This window comes from Micromonospora sp. PRAS1, from assembly GCF_059553435.1.
Genome location: NZ_JCANNB010000035.1, coordinates 26,700 through 44,286 on the forward strand (window position 1 = coordinate 26,700; position 17,587 = coordinate 44,286).

19 protein-coding genes are annotated in these 17,587 nt (G+C 72.8%); 8 read left to right on the forward strand and 11 right to left on the reverse strand.

Annotated elements, in window-relative coordinates; genetic code table 11:
- Nucleotides 1-37 precede the first annotated feature (37 nt).
- The 4 genes from AC507J_RS25710 to AC507J_RS25725 all read right to left on the reverse strand — a co-directional run bounded on the left by AC507J_RS25710 (nucleotide 38) and on the right by AC507J_RS25725 (nucleotide 3,227).
- The gene (locus tag AC507J_RS25710) at nucleotides 38-739 is read right to left on the reverse strand and encodes a TetR family transcriptional regulator (RefSeq protein WP_496291864.1); all 702 of its coding nucleotides are present in this window, start codon (nucleotides 737-739) and stop codon (nucleotides 38-40) included.
- The gene (locus tag AC507J_RS25715; protein ID WP_496291866.1) at nucleotides 699-1,196 is read right to left on the reverse strand and encodes a thiol-disulfide oxidoreductase DCC family protein; all 498 of its coding nucleotides are present in this window, start codon (nucleotides 1,194-1,196) and stop codon (nucleotides 699-701) included. Before AC507J_RS25715 ends, AC507J_RS25710 begins: the two co-directional genes overlap by 41 nt.
- On the reverse strand, nucleotides 1,193-1,648 hold the full coding sequence (locus AC507J_RS25720) for a hypothetical protein (RefSeq protein ID WP_496291868.1): 456 nt from the start codon (nucleotides 1,646-1,648) through the stop codon (nucleotides 1,193-1,195). Before AC507J_RS25720 ends, AC507J_RS25715 begins: the two co-directional genes overlap by 4 nt.
- 127 nt (nucleotides 1,649-1,775) lie before the next feature.
- Nucleotides 1,776-3,227: a glycoside hydrolase family 3 N-terminal domain-containing protein gene (locus AC507J_RS25725; protein WP_496291870.1), complete on the reverse strand. Its 1,452-nt coding sequence runs from the start codon at nucleotides 3,225-3,227 to the stop codon at nucleotides 1,776-1,778.
- 160 nt (nucleotides 3,228-3,387) lie between these two features.
- Here AC507J_RS25725 and AC507J_RS25730 point away from each other — a divergent pair, with 160 nt between their 5' ends.
- On the forward strand, nucleotides 3,388-4,563 hold the full coding sequence (locus AC507J_RS25730) for an ROK family transcriptional regulator (protein ID WP_496291872.1): 1,176 nt from the start codon (nucleotides 3,388-3,390) through the stop codon (nucleotides 4,561-4,563).
- 79 nt (nucleotides 4,564-4,642) lie between these two features.
- Here the strand turns inward: AC507J_RS25730 and AC507J_RS25735 are convergent, their stop codons facing one another.
- Together AC507J_RS25735 and AC507J_RS25740 are read right to left on the reverse strand one after the other, a co-directional pair.
- Nucleotides 4,643-5,656: an ABC transporter permease subunit gene (locus AC507J_RS25735; RefSeq protein WP_496291874.1), complete on the reverse strand. Its 1,014-nt coding sequence runs from the start codon at nucleotides 5,654-5,656 to the stop codon at nucleotides 4,643-4,645.
- On the reverse strand, nucleotides 5,653-6,657 hold the full coding sequence (locus AC507J_RS25740) for an ABC transporter ATP-binding protein (RefSeq protein WP_496291876.1): 1,005 nt from the start codon (nucleotides 6,655-6,657) through the stop codon (nucleotides 5,653-5,655). The genes AC507J_RS25735 and AC507J_RS25740 overlap by 4 nt, the downstream gene beginning before the upstream one ends.
- A 99-nt stretch (nucleotides 6,658-6,756) precedes the next feature.
- Here AC507J_RS25740 and AC507J_RS25745 point away from each other — a divergent pair, with 99 nt between their 5' ends.
- Nucleotides 6,757-7,599 (forward strand): ABC transporter ATP-binding protein, encoded by an 843-nt coding sequence (locus AC507J_RS25745; protein WP_496291878.1) that lies wholly within the window; start codon nucleotides 6,757-6,759, stop codon nucleotides 7,597-7,599.
- Between the two features lie 25 nt (nucleotides 7,600-7,624).
- Entirely contained in the window at nucleotides 7,625-8,524 is a 900-nt protein-coding gene (locus AC507J_RS25750) for a ribokinase (protein ID WP_496291880.1), read from the forward strand.
- A 66-nt stretch (nucleotides 8,525-8,590) separates the two neighbouring features.
- Here AC507J_RS25750 and AC507J_RS25755 read toward each other — a convergent pair whose 3' ends face one another.
- The gene (locus tag AC507J_RS25755; protein WP_496291882.1) at nucleotides 8,591-9,580 is read right to left on the reverse strand and encodes a helix-turn-helix domain-containing protein; all 990 of its coding nucleotides are present in this window, start codon (nucleotides 9,578-9,580) and stop codon (nucleotides 8,591-8,593) included.
- A 71-nt stretch (nucleotides 9,581-9,651) separates the two neighbouring features.
- Between AC507J_RS25755 and AC507J_RS25760 the strand changes: the two genes are divergently transcribed.
- Entirely contained in the window at nucleotides 9,652-10,128 is a 477-nt protein-coding gene (locus AC507J_RS25760; RefSeq protein WP_496291884.1) for a rhodanese-like domain-containing protein, read from the forward strand.
- Between the two features lie 152 nt (nucleotides 10,129-10,280).
- On the opposite strand, the gene AC507J_RS25765 is transcribed toward AC507J_RS25760, so the two are convergent.
- On the reverse strand, nucleotides 10,281-11,036 hold the full coding sequence (locus AC507J_RS25765) for a hypothetical protein (protein ID WP_496291886.1): 756 nt from the start codon (nucleotides 11,034-11,036) through the stop codon (nucleotides 10,281-10,283).
- Between the two features lie 322 nt (nucleotides 11,037-11,358).
- Between AC507J_RS25765 and AC507J_RS25770 the strand changes: the two genes are divergently transcribed.
- Together AC507J_RS25770 and AC507J_RS25775 are read left to right on the forward strand one after the other, a co-directional pair.
- A complete protein-coding gene (locus tag AC507J_RS25770; protein WP_496291888.1) occupies nucleotides 11,359-11,661 on the forward strand; it encodes a hypothetical protein in 303 nt (100 codons plus the stop codon).
- Complete coding sequence (locus AC507J_RS25775; RefSeq protein ID WP_496291890.1) at nucleotides 11,658-13,286, forward strand: amidase; 1,629 nt, start codon at nucleotides 11,658-11,660, stop codon at nucleotides 13,284-13,286. Before AC507J_RS25770 ends, AC507J_RS25775 begins: the two co-directional genes overlap by 4 nt.
- A gap of 90 nt (nucleotides 13,287-13,376) precedes the next feature.
- Here the strand turns inward: AC507J_RS25775 and AC507J_RS25780 are convergent, their stop codons facing one another.
- Entirely contained in the window at nucleotides 13,377-13,859 is a 483-nt protein-coding gene (locus AC507J_RS25780) for a DUF6232 family protein (protein WP_496291941.1), read from the reverse strand.
- Between the two features lie 102 nt (nucleotides 13,860-13,961).
- Nucleotides 13,962-14,438, reverse strand: coding sequence for a DUF6232 family protein (locus AC507J_RS25785; protein WP_496291943.1), 477 nt, complete (start codon nucleotides 14,436-14,438; stop codon nucleotides 13,962-13,964).
- Nucleotides 14,439-14,538: 100 nt separating this feature from the next.
- Between AC507J_RS25785 and AC507J_RS25790 the strand changes: the two genes are divergently transcribed.
- Together AC507J_RS25790 and AC507J_RS25795 are read left to right on the forward strand one after the other, a co-directional pair.
- Nucleotides 14,539-15,312, forward strand: a complete 774-nt coding sequence (locus AC507J_RS25790) for an enoyl-CoA hydratase-related protein (protein WP_496291892.1) — start codon at nucleotides 14,539-14,541, stop codon at nucleotides 15,310-15,312.
- A gap of 77 nt (nucleotides 15,313-15,389) precedes the next feature.
- Complete coding sequence (locus AC507J_RS25795) at nucleotides 15,390-17,012, forward strand: acetolactate synthase (protein WP_496291894.1); 1,623 nt, start codon at nucleotides 15,390-15,392, stop codon at nucleotides 17,010-17,012.
- A gap of 121 nt (nucleotides 17,013-17,133) precedes the next feature.
- On the opposite strand, the gene AC507J_RS25800 is transcribed toward AC507J_RS25795, so the two are convergent.
- Nucleotides 17,134-17,577 carry a PLD nuclease N-terminal domain-containing protein gene (locus AC507J_RS25800; protein ID WP_496291896.1) on the reverse strand — a complete coding sequence of 148 codons (444 nt, stop codon included), beginning with the start codon at nucleotides 17,575-17,577 and terminating at the stop codon, nucleotides 17,134-17,136.
- Nucleotides 17,578-17,587: the final 10 nt, after the last annotated feature.

Genomic DNA, 17,587 nt, shown 5'->3' on the forward strand with positions numbered 1-17,587 from the left:
TTGACCTGGGGTGATGTGCTGGCGCGGATCGGTCACGTCAGTGACGGAGGGTGTGGATGAGATCGACCACCTGCCGGGTGACCGGGCGCAGCACCCGCAGCCGGGAGAGCCCCACCAGCCGGTCGATAAGCGGTACGGCGCCGTCGATCAGCTTCCGGGTGCGGGTCTGCCCCGGCGAGCGGTCGTAGACCCAGTAGAGCACCGTCCCCATGTACGCCAACCAGAGCAGCTCGGGCAACTGGGGCCGCAGTTCCGGGTCGACCTTGGCGGTGGAGCCCGCCAGCACCTCGGCGAAGATGGCGATGGCGGCCTCGCGCGGTGCGGCCGTCTCGGCCGAGAAGGGGCTCAGCGGCGAGGTGGGTTCCGCGGCGACCTTGAAGAAGCTGGCCGCGAACTCGTGCGAGGGGGTCAGCACGTCGATGGCCGCGTGCAGCACCCCGGAGAGCCGGGCGGCGAAGTCGGACTCCCGATCCAGCACCGGCCGCGCCGCCGCTGCGTGCTCCCGTTGCGTGCGGGTGTAGAACTCCTGGATCAGGTGTTCCTTGGAGCCGAAGTAGTAGTAGGCGTTGCCGACCGCGACGCCGGCCTCCTGGGCGATGGCGCGCATGGTGGTGCGCGCATAGCCGCGTTCGCGGAACAGCCGCATCGCGGTTTCCAGGATCAGCTGCCGCGTCTGCTCGCCCCGGGTGGTGGTCGGCTCACCACCCGCAGCGGTCGTCGGCGCACTCTGGTCGGTCATCCGGGTCACCGTATCCCGCCGGGTCGTCGGTCGGCGCCGGCTGCGGGTCGCGGACGCGTTCGCGGATCGCCGAGGCGGTGGCCACCACCCGCCGAGCCAGGGGGAGCAGGTGCGGGCGGGCCAGCCGGTCGGCCGTCGCCCGATGGTCGGCGAGGGCCCAGAGGCAGGCGAACCAGGCACCGTCCCCGGCGTAGACGGCTCCGGTGTCGGCGATCACCGTGAGGTCACGCAGCGTCGCGTCATGGTCCAGACCGGGGAAGCGCCGCCGGGCCTCGGCCGACCCCGCCGGCACGAACTCCAGCGGTACGAGCTGAGCCCGGGTAGCCAGCCACTCGCGGGCGGCCCGGCACAGCGGGCAGTGCGCGTCGTAGAGGACGGTGAAGCTGCGGACGCCACCACCCCCGTGTGTGGTGGCGTCCGGCAGCCCCGTCGTTCCGCCCTGGTCGTTGGCGGTCATCGGGCCGGTGGGGTCGGTCCCGCCGGCGGGTGGGGCTGGTGCTGCGCGGGGGTCGGGTGCGGCATCGCCAGGTGGCCGATCGGGGCCAGCGGTGGATGGGTGGCGAGTTGGCGGAGCCGACTGCGCCGGTACCGACCGAGGGCGTAGACGTTGAAGAAGTGCAGCGCGCCGAGCACCAGCAGCACCAGGCCGATCTTCCAGGACAGCTCCTCCATCGCGCGGCTGGTCGAGCCGACCGATCCGGAGTGGCGCATGGCGACCGTGACGTAGCCGAGGTTGAGCAGGTAGAACCCGACCACCAGGAGGTTGTTCACGGCACGGGCCAGGCGCTCGTCGGCGAACACATCCTCCAGGAAGATCAGCCCGTTGCGGGCCAGCGCCCGCGCCACCCAGATGGTCAGGCCGATGCTGACCGCCAGGTAGACCACGTACATCCAGACCTTGATGTCCATGCCGGACCCCCGTCTTGAACACGTTCAAGTATCGATGTGGTCAGCGTACGACATGAGTTGAACACGTTCAAGAGGGCTGCCGGTCGAGTGTGGAGCGGCGGAACCTGGCAGCCGGGCGGCGGCTGGGTCAGCGGGTCAGGCCGAGCGTCTCGGCAGCGGCCCGGCCGTTGGCGTGGCTCGCGCCGTACGTGGCCACGAACGCCCGGGCACCGGTCGGTCGCCAGCTGGCCGGCCAGCCCATCTCGACCACCGTCACCGGATGGGTGGCGGCCAGGGCGGCGATCAGTTCCGGCCCGCCGGGCAGCCGGTGCAGGTGCCGGCCGACCAGCACGATCGGCCGGCTTCCCGCGCGTTGTCGCAGCTCCTCCGGGTCGATCTCGGCAGCCACCACACGGATCTGCTCAGTGCCGTTCAGGTGCGGGCCGAGGCCCCACGGCACCCGCCCCTCGGCGATGGTGGCAGCGGCGTGCAGCTGCACCACAAGCGGCTGCTCCAACCCGGTCAGGACGCCCTCCACGCGTACCGCGCGCCGGGCTGCCGCGTACCCCAGGTCGCTGGGGACGGTGGTGCAGGTGCCGGCGGCCCGGGTCCAGGCGGCGAGTTCCGCGGCCCGGCCGGCCGCCTGCTCGACCCGCTTCCGGGGCAGCCGGCCGTCGCCGAGCGCGGCCACGATCTCGGCGGCCACCCGCTCGACCAGGTCGGCGTCGACCCTGGCGCCGATGCAGAGCAGGTCCGCGCCGGCGGCCAGCGCCAGCACCGCGCCGGGGGCGATCCCGCCGGCCGCGAGGGCGGCGCCCTTCATCTCGAGCGCGTCGGTGACCACGGCACCGGTGAAGCCGTACTCGACGCGCAGCAGGTCCACCAGCACGGCCCGGCTGAAGGTGGCCGGTCGGTCGCCGGTCAGCGCGGGTACCCGGATGTGCGCGGTCATCACCGCCCGGGCTCCGGCGGCCACCACCGCGGCGAACGGCGTCAGGTCACGCTGGCGCAGCAGCTCCGGCGAGACGTCCACTGTGGGCAGTTCGTAGTGGGAGTCGGTGACCGTGGCGCCGTGCCCGGGAAAGTGCTTGGCGCAGGCCGCGACCCCGGCGGACTGGAGGCCGGTGGTCGCGGCGGCCGAGTGGGCGGCGACCCGCACCGGATCGGCACCGAACGACCGGGTGCCGATCACCGGATTGTCGTCGGCGCTGTTGACGTCCACGGTGGGTGCCAGGTTGACGGTGATGCCGAGGCCGGCCAGTTCCGCGCCGATGGCCCGGTAGATCCGGCGGGTGAGGGAGACGTCGCCGATCGCGCCGAGCGCCGCGTTGCCCGGGTACGGGCTGCCGGTGGCGTGTGCCAGCCGGGTGACGTCACCACCCTCCTCGTCGATGGCGATCAGTACGTCGGACCGGCCGGCCCGTAGCGCGGCGGTGCTCGCCGCCACCTGGCTCGGCTGGTGGATGTTGGTACCGAAGAGGGTGTGCCCGGCCAGCCCGTCGGCGACCAGGTCGACGGCCCAGTCGGGCGGGACCGGTCCGGGGTACGCGGCCAGCAGGGTGCCCAGCGCGAGGCGGCGCAGTCCGGGATCCAGTCCCACGTGATCTCTCCTCTCCTGCCGGCCGTCGCGGATCTCGTACCGTCGCGGATCTCGTACCGGGTCGGTGGAGAGCTTCCCGTCGGCGCGGCCGATACGCTACGGCTACCCTTTCGCAGGGCAGTTTACAGTTAGCAAAGTTTACTGAACTCGAGGACACGGCATGAGTGCGACCCGGCTGCCCGGCACCCCACGTCTGTTGCGAGCCCTCAACGACCGCGCGGCGCTGGAACTACTGCTGGAACAGGGGCCGCTGACCCGGGCCCGGCTCGGCGAGCTGACCGGCCTGTCCAAGGTCACCGCCTCGCAGCTGGTGGAGCGGCTGGAGGAACGCGGGCTGGTCACCCGGGTCGGTGAGCAGGCCGGCGGGCGGGGGCCGAACGCCCAGCTCTACGCGGTGCGGCCGGGCAGCGCCCACGTGATCGGGGTGGACGTCGGTCCGGACCGGGTGGTGGCCGCCTGCGCCGACATCACCGGCACGGTGATCGGCCGGGTCGAGCAGTCCACCCGGGACACCGACGACCCGGTGGGCGTGGTGCACAACGCCGTGGTCCAGGCCGCCAGCAGCGCCGGAGCACAGCTGTCGAGCGTGCGCCGCATCGTGCTCGGCACCCCCGGACTGGTCGACCCCGGCACCGGCGACATCACCTTCGCCTTCAACCTGCCCCGCTGGCACCGCGGTCTGCTCGCCGCGCTCCGCGACGACCTGGACACCCCGGTGGTGTTCGAGAACGACGTCAACCTCGCGGCGGTGGCCGAGGCGCAGTCCGGCGCGGCCCAGGGCCTGGCGGACTTCGTACTGGTCTGGGTCGGCGCCGGGGTCGGCCTGGCGATCATGCTGGGTGGGCGGCTGCACCACGGCAGCAGCGGCGCGGCCGGCGAGATCGGCTACCTCCCGGTGCCCGGCGCGCCCATCCCACGCGACGTCTCCCGCCGGGCCAAGCCCGCGTTCCAGCAGGTGGCGGGCGCGGACGCGATCCGGGCGCTGGCCCGCGAGCACGGTTATCCCGACGCTGCCGCCGCCGACGCGGTGCGCGCCGCGATCGCCGACGGCACCACCGGCGGCCCGATGCTCGACGAGGTGGCCCGCCGGCTCGCCCTCGGTGTGGCGAGCACCTGCGTGGTGCTGGACCCGCCGCTGGTGGTGCTCGCCGGCGAGGTCGGTCAGGCCGGCGGGGCGGCGCTGGCCGAGCGGGTCCAGCACGAGGTCGCCGCCATCACCCTGGTACGCCCCCGGGTCGTACCCACCGGGCTCACCGAGGAGCCGATCCTGCACGGGGCGCTGCGTACCGCCCTGGACGCCGTCCGGGACGAGGTCTTCGGCTCCACCGTCGGCTGACCGGCCCGGGCCGGATCAGAACCAGCCGGCCCGGACCAGCTCGGCCGGCCCGGGGCAGACCAGCTCAACCGGGGGCCGGTCAGACCAGGTCGCGACGCCGGAACACGGCGAAGGCCAGCGCGGTGAGGCCGGCGGTGAGCAGCAGCAGCACGGCCAGCGCCGGCCGCCAGGTCACGATGTAGCTGCCGTCGCAGTAACCGTAGGTCACCGCCGTGCAGGCGCTGCTGTCCCAGCCCGTCAGCTGCCCGTTCAGCCATGCGCCGATATAGGTGGAGAGCATCAGCTGGTCCGGCCGCGCCGTGTCCAGGATCTCCAGCACGATCCGGGCGCCCAGCTCCCAGACCACCAGGTACGCGGCCACCGCGCCGAGCGCCGCCGAGGTGTGCCGGCCGAGCGTGGCGATGGCGAAGCCGGTCGCCGTGGCGAACAGCACCAGCACCAGGCCACGTCCCCAGATCGCGCCGAGCGACGCCCAGAAGGAGGCGTCGGTCGGGCCGGGATAGCCGGCGATCTGTGCGATGAGCCAGAAGGAGACGAGATAGGCCAGCGAGGCGAGCACCGACAACGCCAGGGTCACCCCGAGCAGGGTGCCCAGCTTGGCGCCGAGCACGGTCAGCCGGCGCGGTCGCCACAGCAGCAGGTTGACCACACCGCCCGAGTTCAGGTCGGCGCCGATGTAGGAGGCACCGACCAGGAAGCCGAACAGCACCAGGAACGCCACCAGGAAATACAGCAGTGGCTCCGCCTGCCGGGTGAAGGTGAAGACCCCGGTCAGGAAGTCGGCGGTCACCGGCAGCCGGTCCCGCAGGGCCGGATCCAGCTCGCTACAGTCGGCCGGCACGTAGCCGAAGTCCTCGGCCGGCGGCGTGGCGCCCTGCTCCCGGGCCAGGCAGCGGGCGTGCTGCAACTCCATCTCGCGCCGCTCGGCGACGGCCCGCTGCTGCGCCTCGGCCAGCTCGACGGAGCTGGGCTGGTGCGAGCCGGCCAGCGTGGTCGCCGCCGTCACCGCGAAGGCGAAGACCAGCAGGACGACCATGAGCTGCACGAAGCGTCGCCCGGCCAGTCGCTCCACCTCGGCCCGGATCAGGTTCACGCGTCAGCTCCCCGCACGTCGAGGTCGATCATGGCCGGATCCTGGTACGGCCCCGGGCCGTCCGGTTGCCGGGGTATGCCCGGATCCGGCGTGGTGCCGGTCAACTCCAGGAAGACACTCTCCAGATCCGGCCGCAGCGGGGTCAGCTCGCGTACCCAGATACCCTGCTCGCCCAGCGTCTGGCTGACCGTGACCGGATCCGGCACGCCGCCGACCACCAGGTGGTCGGGATGCCCGGTGACCGTCAGCCCGGCGGCCAGCAGCAACTCCTCGGCCCGGGCCAGGTCGTCCACGCGGACCAGGCACTCGTTGCGGTCGAAACCGGCCAGCACCTGCTCCACCGGACCGGCCGCCACCCGCCGGCCCTGGGAGATGATCGTGACGTGGTCGCAGATGAGCTGGATCTCGGCCAGGATGTGGCTGGACAGCAGCACGGTCACCCCGTTGGCGGCCAGCCCGCGCATCAGGTCACGCATCTCCCGGATGCCCGCCGGGTCCAACCCGTTGGCCGGTTCGTCGAGGATCAGCAGCTCGGGGCGCTTGAGCAGGGCGGAGGCCACCGCCAGGCGCTGCTTCATGCCGAGCGAGTAGCCCTTGACCCGCTCGTCGCCCCGGTCGCCCAGCCCCACCTCCTCCAGCACCTCGTCCACCCTGGCCAGCGGCACGCCGCCGGCCAGGGCGAGCAGCCGCAGCGTGCGGTAGCCGGTGAAGTTGCCGAAGAACTGCGGGCTCTCCACGATCGCGCCGATCCGGCCGGCGACCCGGGGCAGGTGACCCGGAGCGTCCGCACCGAACACGCTCATCCGGCCCGCGTCGGCGCGGACCAACCCGAGCAGCGACCGCAGCGTGGTCGTCTTGCCCGACCCGTTGGGACCGAGGAATCCGTGCACCTGGCCGGCCCCGACCTCCAGGTCGAAACCGTCGACGGCGACCCGACGACCCCGGCGCACACTGTGGAAGGTCTTGCGCAGACCCTCGATCTCAATGACCCCGCTCGGCATGGTCCCTCCGGATGGGGTGAGCAACGACACGGCGCCCCACCTTACGGCTACCTCGTACGCCGGTGGGGGCCGCCCGGCCGTGCGTGATTGGATGGGCAGGTGACTGGTGACCTGATCCCCGGCGCCGCCGGTGCCGCACCCGCCCCCTCGCCCGTGGACGCGGATCTGGTGGTCAGCCTCGACGGCGTTGGCGTACGCCGGTCCGGCACCGCCCTGCTGCACGACGTGAACTGGCGGGTGGAGCTGGACGAACGCTGGGTGGTGCTGGGGCCCAACGGGGCCGGCAAGACCACCCTGCTCAACCTCGCCGCCGGGCGGCTGCACCCCACCACCGGCACCGCGCACGTGCTGGGGGAGCGGATCGGCCGCACCGACGTCAACGAACTGCGTACCCGCATCGGGCTCTCCACCGCCGCGCTCGCCGAGCGGCTGCCCGCCGAGGAGCGGGTCCGTGACGTGGTGATGACCGCCGCCTGGTCGGTGGTGGGCCGCTGGCGGGAGAGCTACGACCCGGCCGACGAGGCCCGCGCCCGCCTGCTGCTCGACCAGCTCGGCGTCGGCTCGTTCGCCGACCGGACGTACGGCACCCTGTCGGAGGGTGAGCGCAAGCGGGTGCAGATCGCCCGCGCGCTGATGACCGACCCGGAGCTGCTGCTGCTCGACGAGCCGGCGGCCGGGCTGGACCTGGGCGGCCGGGAGGAACTGGTGGCCCGCCTCGCCGAGCTGGCGCAGGACCCGGACGCCCCGGCGCTGGTGCTTGTCACCCACCACGTGGAGGAGATCCCGCCCGGCTTCACCCACGCGCTGCTGCTGCGCGAGGGCGCGGTGATGGCCCAGGGGCTGCTGGCGGACACCCTCACTCCGGACAACCTGACCAAGACCTTCGGCCTGCCGCTGCTGGTCGAGCGCGCCGGCGACCGCTACACCGCCCGCGCCGCCTGAGGCGTAGGGAAGGCAGGAGGCCGCCGTGCGACAGCCCCGCGTCGTCGTGGTGGGCAGCGCCAACATGGACCTGGTCGCCACCGCCCCGGCCCTGCCCCGGCCGGGTGAGACCACGCTCGGCACCGACTTCGTCATGGTGCCCGGCGGCAAGGGTGCCAACCAGGCCATCGCCGCGACCCGCGCGGGTGCCGCCTGCGCCTTCCTCGGCGCGATCGGCTCGGACTCGTTCGGCGTCACGTTGCGGGCCCGGATCACCGCCGCCGGTGTCGACACCAGCCAGCTGCGCGTCACCTACGGTGCCTCGGGGGTGGCCCTGGTGATGGTCAACGCCGAGGGCGAGAACGCGATCCTGGTGACGCCGGGCGCGAACGCCTCGCTGACCACGCTCACCGAGCCCGAACTCGCCCTGGTACGCGACGCAGACGTGCTGGTGGCGCAGCTGGAGATCCCGGTCGAGACGGTGACCGAGGCCGCCGTGGCCGCCCGGGCCGCCGGCACCCGGGTGGTGCTCAACGCGGCGCCCGCCGTCCCGCTTCCGCCGGAGCTCTGGGCCGCGGTGGATCTGCTGGTGGTCAACGAGAACGAGGCGCAGGCGTACACCGGCCGTGGCCGGGAGGACCCGCAGGCGCTGCTCGAACTGGTGCCCCGGGCGGTGCTCACCCTCGGCGGGCAGGGTGCCTGGTACGGCGACCGGGACGGCACCGCCGTGCACGTGCCCGCCGTACCGGTGGAGACGGTCGACTCGACCGCCGCCGGGGACGCGTTCACCGGCGCGCTCGCCGTGGCCTGGGGTGAGGGCCGCGACCTGGTCGACGCGGTGTGCTGGGCCGCTGCGGCCGGCGCGGCCTGCGTCCGTCGGCTCGGCGCGAGCGTGTCGCTGCCCCGCCGCGCCGAGATCGACGAACTGTACGTACCGGTCTCCTGACCGGTCGGCCCTGCGCCGCCGGGGCTGACGGCCGGCGCTTCGACCTGCTCAGCCGCCTCGACCTGCTCAGCCGCCGCGCGCCGGCGGGCGGCCCCGGTCGGCCCGGAAGGCCCGGCGGTACGCCGACGGCGAGGTCCGCATCGCCCGGGCGAAGTGGTGACGGTAGGTGACCGGGGTGTCGAAGCCCACCGCCGCCGCGATCTGCCCGATCGGTGCGTCGGTGGTCTCCAGCAGCGCCAGGCTGGCCCGGATCCGCTGCTCGACCAGCCAGCGGATCGGGCTGGTGCCGGTGGCCCGGGCGAAGTGCCGCAGATAGGTACGGGTCGACATGTGCGCCTGCCGGGCCAGCCGCGCCACGGTGACCGGTTCCGCCAGGTGGGCCAGCGCCCAGGCGAGGCTGCCGGCGATCCGGTCGTCGTCCGGGTCCACGGTCACCGGCGCCTCGATGAACTGTGCCTGACCACCGTCGCGATGCGGTGGGATGACCAGCCGGCGGGCCACCGCGTTGGCGACCGCCACGCCGTGGTCGCGCCGGACCACGTGCACGCAGAGGTCCAGACCGGCCGCGCTGCCAGCGCTGGTGAGGATGTCGCCGTCGTCCAGGTAGAGCACGTCGGCGTCCACCGTCACCGCCGGGTACCGGCGGGCCAGCAGGTCCGCGTACTGCCAGTGGGTGGTGGCCCGCCGGCCGTCGAGCAGGCCGGCGCCGGCGAGGGCGAACGCGCCCGAGCAGATGGAGAGGATCCGGGCGCCGCGGCGGTGCGCCCGGCGCAGCGCGGCGACCAACTCCGGCGACGGTACGCCGGTCACGTCCGGCACCCCGGGCACGATCACCGTCGCGGCGGTGGCCAGCACGTCCAGCCCGTACGGGCTGTGCAGGCTGGCGCCGCCGAGCACCGGGACCGGACCCGGCCGCTCGGCGCAGAGCCGCAGGTCGTACCAGGGCACGCCGAGTTCGGGGCGGGGCAGCCCGAAGACCTCGGTGACGATCCCGGTCTCGAAGACCGACATCCCGGGGTACGCGAGCACGGCGACGCTGCGGTCGACCGGAGACATGGCGGGATGTTAGCGGAGTACGTCGTCTCCGCCACTCGCCCGCCCAGCGCCGCCGGACCAGGATCACTGTCATGACCAGAGCCTTCGCCGTGCCGGCCGCCGAGCCGGCCGCAGCTGTCCGACACTTCCTCGCCCGGCTGCGCTTCGAGACCGACGTAGCCGACGTGCACGCCGACCTCACCGCCGCGCTGCCCGACCTGGTGGTGGTCGACTCGCGCAGTGAGGTCGCCTGGGACCAGGGGCACCTGCCGGATGCCGTACACCTGCCCACGGCCCGGATCGCCACGGCGGCGGCCGGTACGGTGCCGGCCGGGTCGCGGGTGGTCACCTACTGCTGGGGTCCCGGCTGTGACGGCGCCACCCGGGCCGCGTTGGAGTTCGCCCGGCTCGGCTATCCCGTCAAGGAGATGCGCGGCGGGTACGAGTACTGGGTCCGGGAGGGCCTGCCGGTGGTCACCGCGACGGGACGGATCCACCGCCCGGTGGACGACCTGACCGCACCGCGTCCCGCCGGTGCCGCCTGCACCGCCGCCGGCTGCGACTGCTGAACCAGCGCCGACCGCGACCGCCGCCGGCTGCGAGCGCTGTTGGCCGCGACCGTTGCCGACCGCGAGCGCTGTTGGCTGCGAGCGCTGTTGGTCGCGACCGCTGAACCAGCGCTGCCGCGACCGTTGCTGGTCGCGGCCGGACGAGGTCCCTGTCAGCCGGTCTCGTCGGTCATCTTCTCGCCCCGCCGCCGGAGCATGCCCAGGCCGGGAATGCCGGCCACGGCCAGCTTGAGATCCCGGGTAACGTCGAGCAGATCGTGCAGGTCCGGGCCGACCCGGTCCAGGGTGGCCAGGATCGGCAGGATGTCCGAGGTCAGGTGCTGTCGCAGCTTGGGCAGTTCGTCGACGAGCCGGACGGCCGCGGTCACCTCCTCGTGACTGAGCTGCTCGATGAAGTGGGTCGCCATCGGGGCGGCCCGCCGCAACGCCGGCTCGTACGCGGCCAGCAGTTCGGCGGCCGTGCTCGCCGCCTCGGCCGCCACCCCCACCGTCTCGGCGGCCCGACCGGCGACCGACTGGGCGGTGTCGATCACGCCGGCCGCCGCCCGGGCCACCCGGTCGGCGGTGGCGACCACCACCCCGGCGGCGGCCGACACCTGCTCGGCCTCGCCGATCACCACCGTCGCGGCGGCGGCGACCTCGGTGGCGTTCTCCACCGCGGCGGTGGCGGCGGCACTGATCACCGCGACCTCGCGGACCGCCACGTCGGCGTCGGTGAGCAGCTGGTCGGTCCGGTCGAGGGTCTGCTCGACCCGGTCCACCACGCCGTTGATCCGGGTCAGCAGCGCCTCCACCCCGTCGAGCACGGCGAAGGCGCGGCCCGGGATCGCAGCGAAGGACGCGGCCGAGTCGAAGGCCGAACGGGTGAGACCGACGACCGCGGTCGGCCGGGGAAGGGGGATCGCCATGGGTCAAGTGTGCGCCGGGCGGCCCCGGTACGCCGGACGACCCCGGCACCAGCGCCTCGCGCCGCCGCCCTGGCTTCCCCGGCACGGGTCGGCTCCCGGCAAATCGGGGCTCGACTGAAGGCCGCGTCGGCTCCCGGCAAATCGGGGCTCGACTGAAGGCCGCGTCGGCTCTCGGCGAACCGTGCCTCGGCCGAAGGGCCGCGGAGCCAGAATCAAATGTTGCTCAATTCCATGGTCGCCCGCAGTCCCGCTGGCGGCGGGCCACCTAGCTTCAGGTCACCGTGGATCACGAACCTCGTCGATCAGCACCTGGAGGAGCACCATGGCGCCCACTCCGCCAACCGATGCTGAGCTGAACACCCTGATCCGGGCCCGGATCGCCGCGCTCGGCATCGATCTCGATCAACTTCCGCCCGGCACCGCCGCCGACCCGGAAACCGGTTCGCCGGGCCGCGACTCGGTGCTCGCTTCGCTGCGCTCTTTCCTGCGCGGCACCGTGGTGGCGCTGGCCGCGTACCAGTTGCCAACACCCGAGGCGGCCGACGCGGACACCGCGAAGGCCCTGTCCCAGCAGCGGGTGCCGATCCTGTACCCCTCGAACAGCATCGAATGGCGGAAGGCATGAGCGCTCAACCACTCGACCGTTCGATCGATCGCCGGGCGTTCCTGGCCCGCACCGCCGCGCTGGCCACGGTCTCCGCCGTGGGCACCACTGTCGCGCTTCCCGCAGTGGCCGCAGCGAGCCCCTCGGCGGCGAACGCCAGGGCCGCAAGGCAGGCGCTGGATCGCCCCAGCGCCTACGTCAAGCCACGCCCAGAGGCCGTCGCCGATCCGACCGAACTCACCATCGCCGAGGCGGCGTGGCTCATCCGGGCCAACAAGCTCACTCCGGAGGAGCTGGTCGAGGCGTACCTGGCCCGCATCACCGCCCATGACGGCACGTACCAGGCCTTCAACCTGGTGCTCGCCGACGCGGCGATCGCGGCGGCGCGGGACGCCCGCCGCCGGCCCCGACGCGGCGCACTGCACGGCATTCCACTGGCCGTCAAGGACAACTTCTACACCGAAGGGGTGCTCACCACCGCCAACTCCTTCCTGTTCCAGGACTTCCGGCCGCCGTACGACGCGACGGCGGTGGCCCGGCTGACCGGGGCCGGCGGAATCGTGCTCGGCAAGACGCAGATGGGACCGTTGGCCACCACCCGGGCCACCACCCCGGCTGGTGTCATCACCACTGTCAACGCCTGGACGCCGACCAACCGCAACACCGACCCGGGCGGGTCGTCCACCGGCACCGCGACGGCGGTGGCCGGCCGGATGGCGACCGCGGGTATCGGCACCCAGACCGGCGGCTCGATCACCGCCCCCGCAAACGCGCAGAACCTGACCGGGCTCAAGCCGACCATGGGCCGGGTCTCGGCAGCCGGCATCATCCCGCTCAGCTACACCCGCGACCATCCGGGTCCGTTGGCCCGGGACGCCAAGGACGCCGCCATCATGCTTACCGCGATGGCCGGCGAGGACCCCGCCGACCCGCGCAGCCAGGGGCTGCCCGAGGTGCCCGACCTGATCGACGCGGCGACCCCGGTGTACCAGGGGCGTCGGGTCAGACTGCGCTGGAAGAGCCGGATCGGGGTGCTGCCCGGCTTCACCAACGGCAGCTCGGCGACCGCGCTGGCCCGCCAGGCGTACCTGGCTCAGCTCGCCGCCATTCCCGGCGTCACGCTTGTGGACGTCGCCCTGCCCGAGGGCTGGAACGAGTTGACCGGCACCACGTTCAACAACATCCGCCTGCCGGAGCGCAGCGAGCCGTTCATGCCGTACCTGCGTACGGACCTGCGCGGGTTCGGGGTCTCCGTGACCAGCTGGTTGCAGGGTGCGTTGCTGGGGAGCAACGAGTTCATCACCGGACAGCGGGCCAAGCTGCTGCTGATGGAACGGGTACTCAACGACCTTTTCGACAGCTGCGACGTGGTGGTGCAGACCGGCCCGGTGCCCTTCGACATCCTCGGTCTGCCGGAGATCGCCTTCCCGATCGGGGCCACCGCCGCCGGGGTACCGATCGGCACGATTCTCGGTGGCCTCCCGTACGCCGAGGACCGGCTGCTTTCGGTGGTCGCCGCCTACCAGGCGGTGACGGACTGGCACCTGCGTCGGCCGGCGGATCCGCCGACCGCCGCCGCGACGCAGCGGGCCGCGGCGGACGTGCCCCGGTTGACCGCTGAGCAGGTCGCCGAGCTGACCCAGTAGCGACCGCCGGTCCTGTCGCCGGTGTCGGGTGCGGGAACTGATGGTGGCCGGGCCGGTCCGCCGGCTCGGCCACCATGCGGCCGGATGGTGTCACCCGTCCGGCGTGTCGTGCTCCACGGCCCGCTGCACCGCCCGGTAGATCTGCCCGAAGCGCAGCGCGTCCGGGGTGTCTAGCAACATCACCTGCTGCCCCCGGTACTGCACCCACAACTCGTGCACCCGGTTGCCGCGTTCGTACGACCGGTCCAGCCAGCCGAGCGGGATCTCCAGGAAGGGCGTCAGCGCCAGCGCGATGACCACGCAGGCCACCAGCACGATCAGGGCCGGCATCCACTCGCCCCGGTCCTGCGCCGACCAGGCCAGCGAGAGTACGCAGACCAGCGCGACCAGCGGTGGCAGCGAGAGCAGCAGCACCAGTACGCCCCGACCGAGCACCCGACCCCGTACGGCCAGGGTCGTGCGTCCCTTCTGGTGCCAGACGTAGGTGACTTCGTCGATCGGGATGACCTGCCCGCCGGTCCGGATCGCGTCCGAGGTGACCTGCACCGCGTCGTCCCGGTAATAGAGGACCATCACTAAGCCTAACCATCTCCGGGCAACCTGTGCCGGTCGGATGACCGCTCGACTCGGAGGGGGTGGCTTTGTTAATAAGGGGCCCTTGCTATACCGCAGGCGTTAATAGGGGGCCCTTCCTTGCACCTGGGTGGCTTCGAGGGCGCGTTGCAGGGCGCGGTAGATCTGGCCGAAGCGCAGGGCGTCGGGGGTGCGCAGGAGCCGGACCGGGTGGCCACGCCAGCGGATCCAGATCTCCCGGGGGCGGCTGCCCCGGGCGTACGAGCGGTCGAAGTACTCGAAGAGCTGGTCGGCGATCGGTCCGGCGGCCAGCCCGATCAGGATCGAGCTGCCGATGATTGCGACGGTGACGGTTGCCGACCCGTCGAGCCAGACGGCGAGCGCGATGCCCGCGACGGCGGCCACCACTGGGCCGATCATGGCCCCGGCGAGCGCGCCGCGACCGGCCAGGACCCGCCAGGAGAGGCTGCCCCGGTGGTGCCAGAGATCGGTGATCTCGGACAGCGGGTAGGAGTCGCCGTCGACGGTGACGGCGACGGAGGTGACCTGCACGGACCTGTCGTCGTAGTACGTGACCATCACGGGAACTCCGGGTCGTGGGACTGGCAGCCAGACTACGTGCCGGTGGCGGCTGGCCGTAAGGTTGGCAGGCGACTTCGACGAGGAAGTGAGGGTCAGCGTGGGCGAGTTCGTGCGGCTGGAGACCACTGACGGCATCGGCACCATCCGGCTGGAGCGGCCGCCGATGAACGCCCTCAACACCCAGGTGCAGGAGGAGTTGCGGGCCGCCGCGACGGCGGCCACCGCCGACCCAGAGGTCCGTGCCGTCATCGTGTACGGCGGGGAGAAGGTCTTCGCCGCCGGGGCGGACATCAAGGAGATGGCCGACATGTCCTACGTGGACATGGCCGACCGGGCGGCCGACCTGTCCAGCGCGCTCGGCGCGATCGCCCGGATCCCCAAGCCGGTGGTCGCCGCGATCACCGGCTACGCCCTCGGCGGCGGCTGCGAGCTGGCGCTGGCCTGTGACTGGCGGGTGGTGGCCGAGGACGCCAAGCTCGGCCAGCCCGAGATCAAGCTCGGCATCATCCCCGGTGCCGGAGGCACCCAGCGGCTGGCCCGGCTGGTCGGCCCGGCCCGTGCCAAGGATCTGATCATGTCGGGCCGGATGGTGGACGCGCCGGAGGCGCTGCGGATCGGCCTGGCCGACCGGGTCGCCCCGGCCGGCGAGGTCTACGACGCCGCGGTGGCGCTGGTGCAGCCGTACGTCAACGGCCCGGTGCAGGCGCTGCGCGCGGCGAAGCTGGCCGTCGACGGCGGCCTGGAGATGGACCTGAACTCGGGTCTGGCCTGGGAGAGCCAGCTCTTCGCGGCGCTTTTCGCCACCGACGACCGGCGGGAGGGGATGGCGGCGTTCGTGGCGAAGCGCAAGCCGGACTTCACCGGCCGATGAAGATGGTTCACATTCCTCTTACCGGCCAGTAGCGTGTGACTCCGGTCGAGCGACGAGGGCAACGAGAGGGAGCGGGCATGACGGAGCGGATCGAAGGCCACGGCGGAGAACTCGCCCTCGCGGCGCTGCGCGCGTACGGGGTGCGGGAGATGTTCACCCTCTCCGGCGGGCACGTCTTTCCGCTCTACGACGCCGCGCACAGGACCGGGTTCCCGATCTACGACGTCCGGCACGAGCAGTCCGCCGTCTTCGCCGCCGAGGCAGTGGCCAAGCTCCAGCGCCGCCCCGGTCTCGCCGTGCTCACCGCCGGCCCCGGCGTCACCAACGGCATCTCCGGGCTGACCAGCGCGTACTTCAACGCCTCCCCGGTGCTGGTGCTCGGCGGGCGAGCCCCGCAGTTCCGCTGGGGCTCGGGCAGCCTCCAGGAGATGGACCACCTGCCGCTGGTCGCCCCGGTGACCAAGCACGCCGAGACGGTGTTCGGCGCCGACGACATTCCCCGGGCCGTCGCCGCCGCGCTGGACGCCGCGCTCACCCCGCACCGGGGCCCGGTCTTTCTCGACTTCCCGCTCGAAGCGATCTTCTCCACCGGCGACGCCGAGGCGCCCGCCGGGCCGGCCATCGCCCCGATCGAGGCCGACCCCGACGAGGTGGCCAGCGCGGCCCGCCTGATCGCCGGCGCGGCGCGTCCGGTAATCGTCGCCGGCTCGGACGTCTACGCCGGTGACGCCGTGGAGGCCCTGCGCGCCGCCGCCGAGGCCCTCGAAGTGCCGGTCTTCACCAATGGCATGGGCCGGGGCGCGCTGCCGCCCGAGCACCCGCTGGCCTTCGCCAAGGCCCGTCGGGTGGCCCTCTCCGGTGCCGACGTGGTCGTGGTGGTGGGCACCCCGCTGGACTTCCGGCTCTCCTTCGGCGACTTCGGCGACGCCAAGGTGGTGCACATCGTCGACGCGCCCAGCCAGCGCGCCGGGCACGTACAGCCGGCCGTCGCGCCCGCCGGTGACCTGCGCAGCATCCTCACCGCCCTGGCCGAGCACGCCGGCGACCGGGCCGACCACGGTGACTGGGTGGCGCAGCTGCGCACCGCCGAGGACGCCGCGAAGGCCCGCGACGCCGAGGAGATGGCCGCCGAGACGGACCCGATCCGCCCGGCCCGGATCTACGGCGAGCTGCGCAAGGTGCTCGCCCGCGACGCGGTCACCATCGGCGACGGCGGCGACTTCGTCTCGTACGCCGGCCGGTACCTGGAGCCGGCCCAGCCCGGCACCTGGCTCGACCCCGGCCCGTACGGCTGCCTCGGCACCGGCATGGGCTACGCGATGGGCGCCCGGGTCACCCACCCGGACCGGCAGGTCTGCGTGCTGATGGGCGACGGCGCGGCCGGCTTCTCGCTGATGGACGTGGAGTCCCTGGTCCGGCAGAAGCTGCCGGTGGTCATCGTGGTCGGCAACAACGGCATCTGGGGCCTGGAGAAGCACCCGATGCACGCCATGTACGGCTACGACGTCGCCGCCGATCTCCAGCCCGAGCTGCGCTACGACCAGGTGGTCAGCGCGCTCGGTGGCGCGGGCGAGACGGTCGCCAAGGCCGCGGATCTCGGTCCGGCCCTGCACCGCGCCTTCGACGCCAACGTCCCCTACCTGGTAAACGTCCTCACCGACCCCGCCGACGCCTACCCCCGCTCCTCAAACCTCGCCTAACCCCCCACCCCCCAACCCCCAGCACTTCGTTGATCATGAGGTTGGCGGCAGTAGTTGATCTTCAAACTGCCGCCAACCTCATGATCAACGCTGGGGGCGGGGTGGGTGGGTGGGGGAGCGGTTAGGGGCGGGGTTCCTCGCGTGGGGGGTCACCCTCGCGCTTGCGCAGGTCGTCCTCGCGGCGGCGGAGATCCTCCTTGCGCAGGTCGTCCTCGCGGCGGCGGAGATCTTCCTCCCAGCGGCGGAAGAGTTCCTGGTCCTCCTTGCGGGAACGCTCCTCGATCGAGCGCAGGAACTCGGGGTCGTCGTCGGGTGCGACCGGCCGGGCCGGCCGGTGCTGGGCAGGGCTGGTGCCCGCCCACGGACCGCCGGCGACCGTCTTGCGCTCGCGCCCGGCGACGAACCAGGCGATCGAGCCGACCAGCGGGAAGAACAGGATGATCAGCACCCAGACGATCCGGGGCAGATGACGGATGTCGTCTTCCTCGGCCGAGAGGCAGCTGATCAGGGCGCAGACGGCGAGGACGACCTGCACCACGAAGAGGAGGATGTAGAGCCGGGCCATGTACCCATCA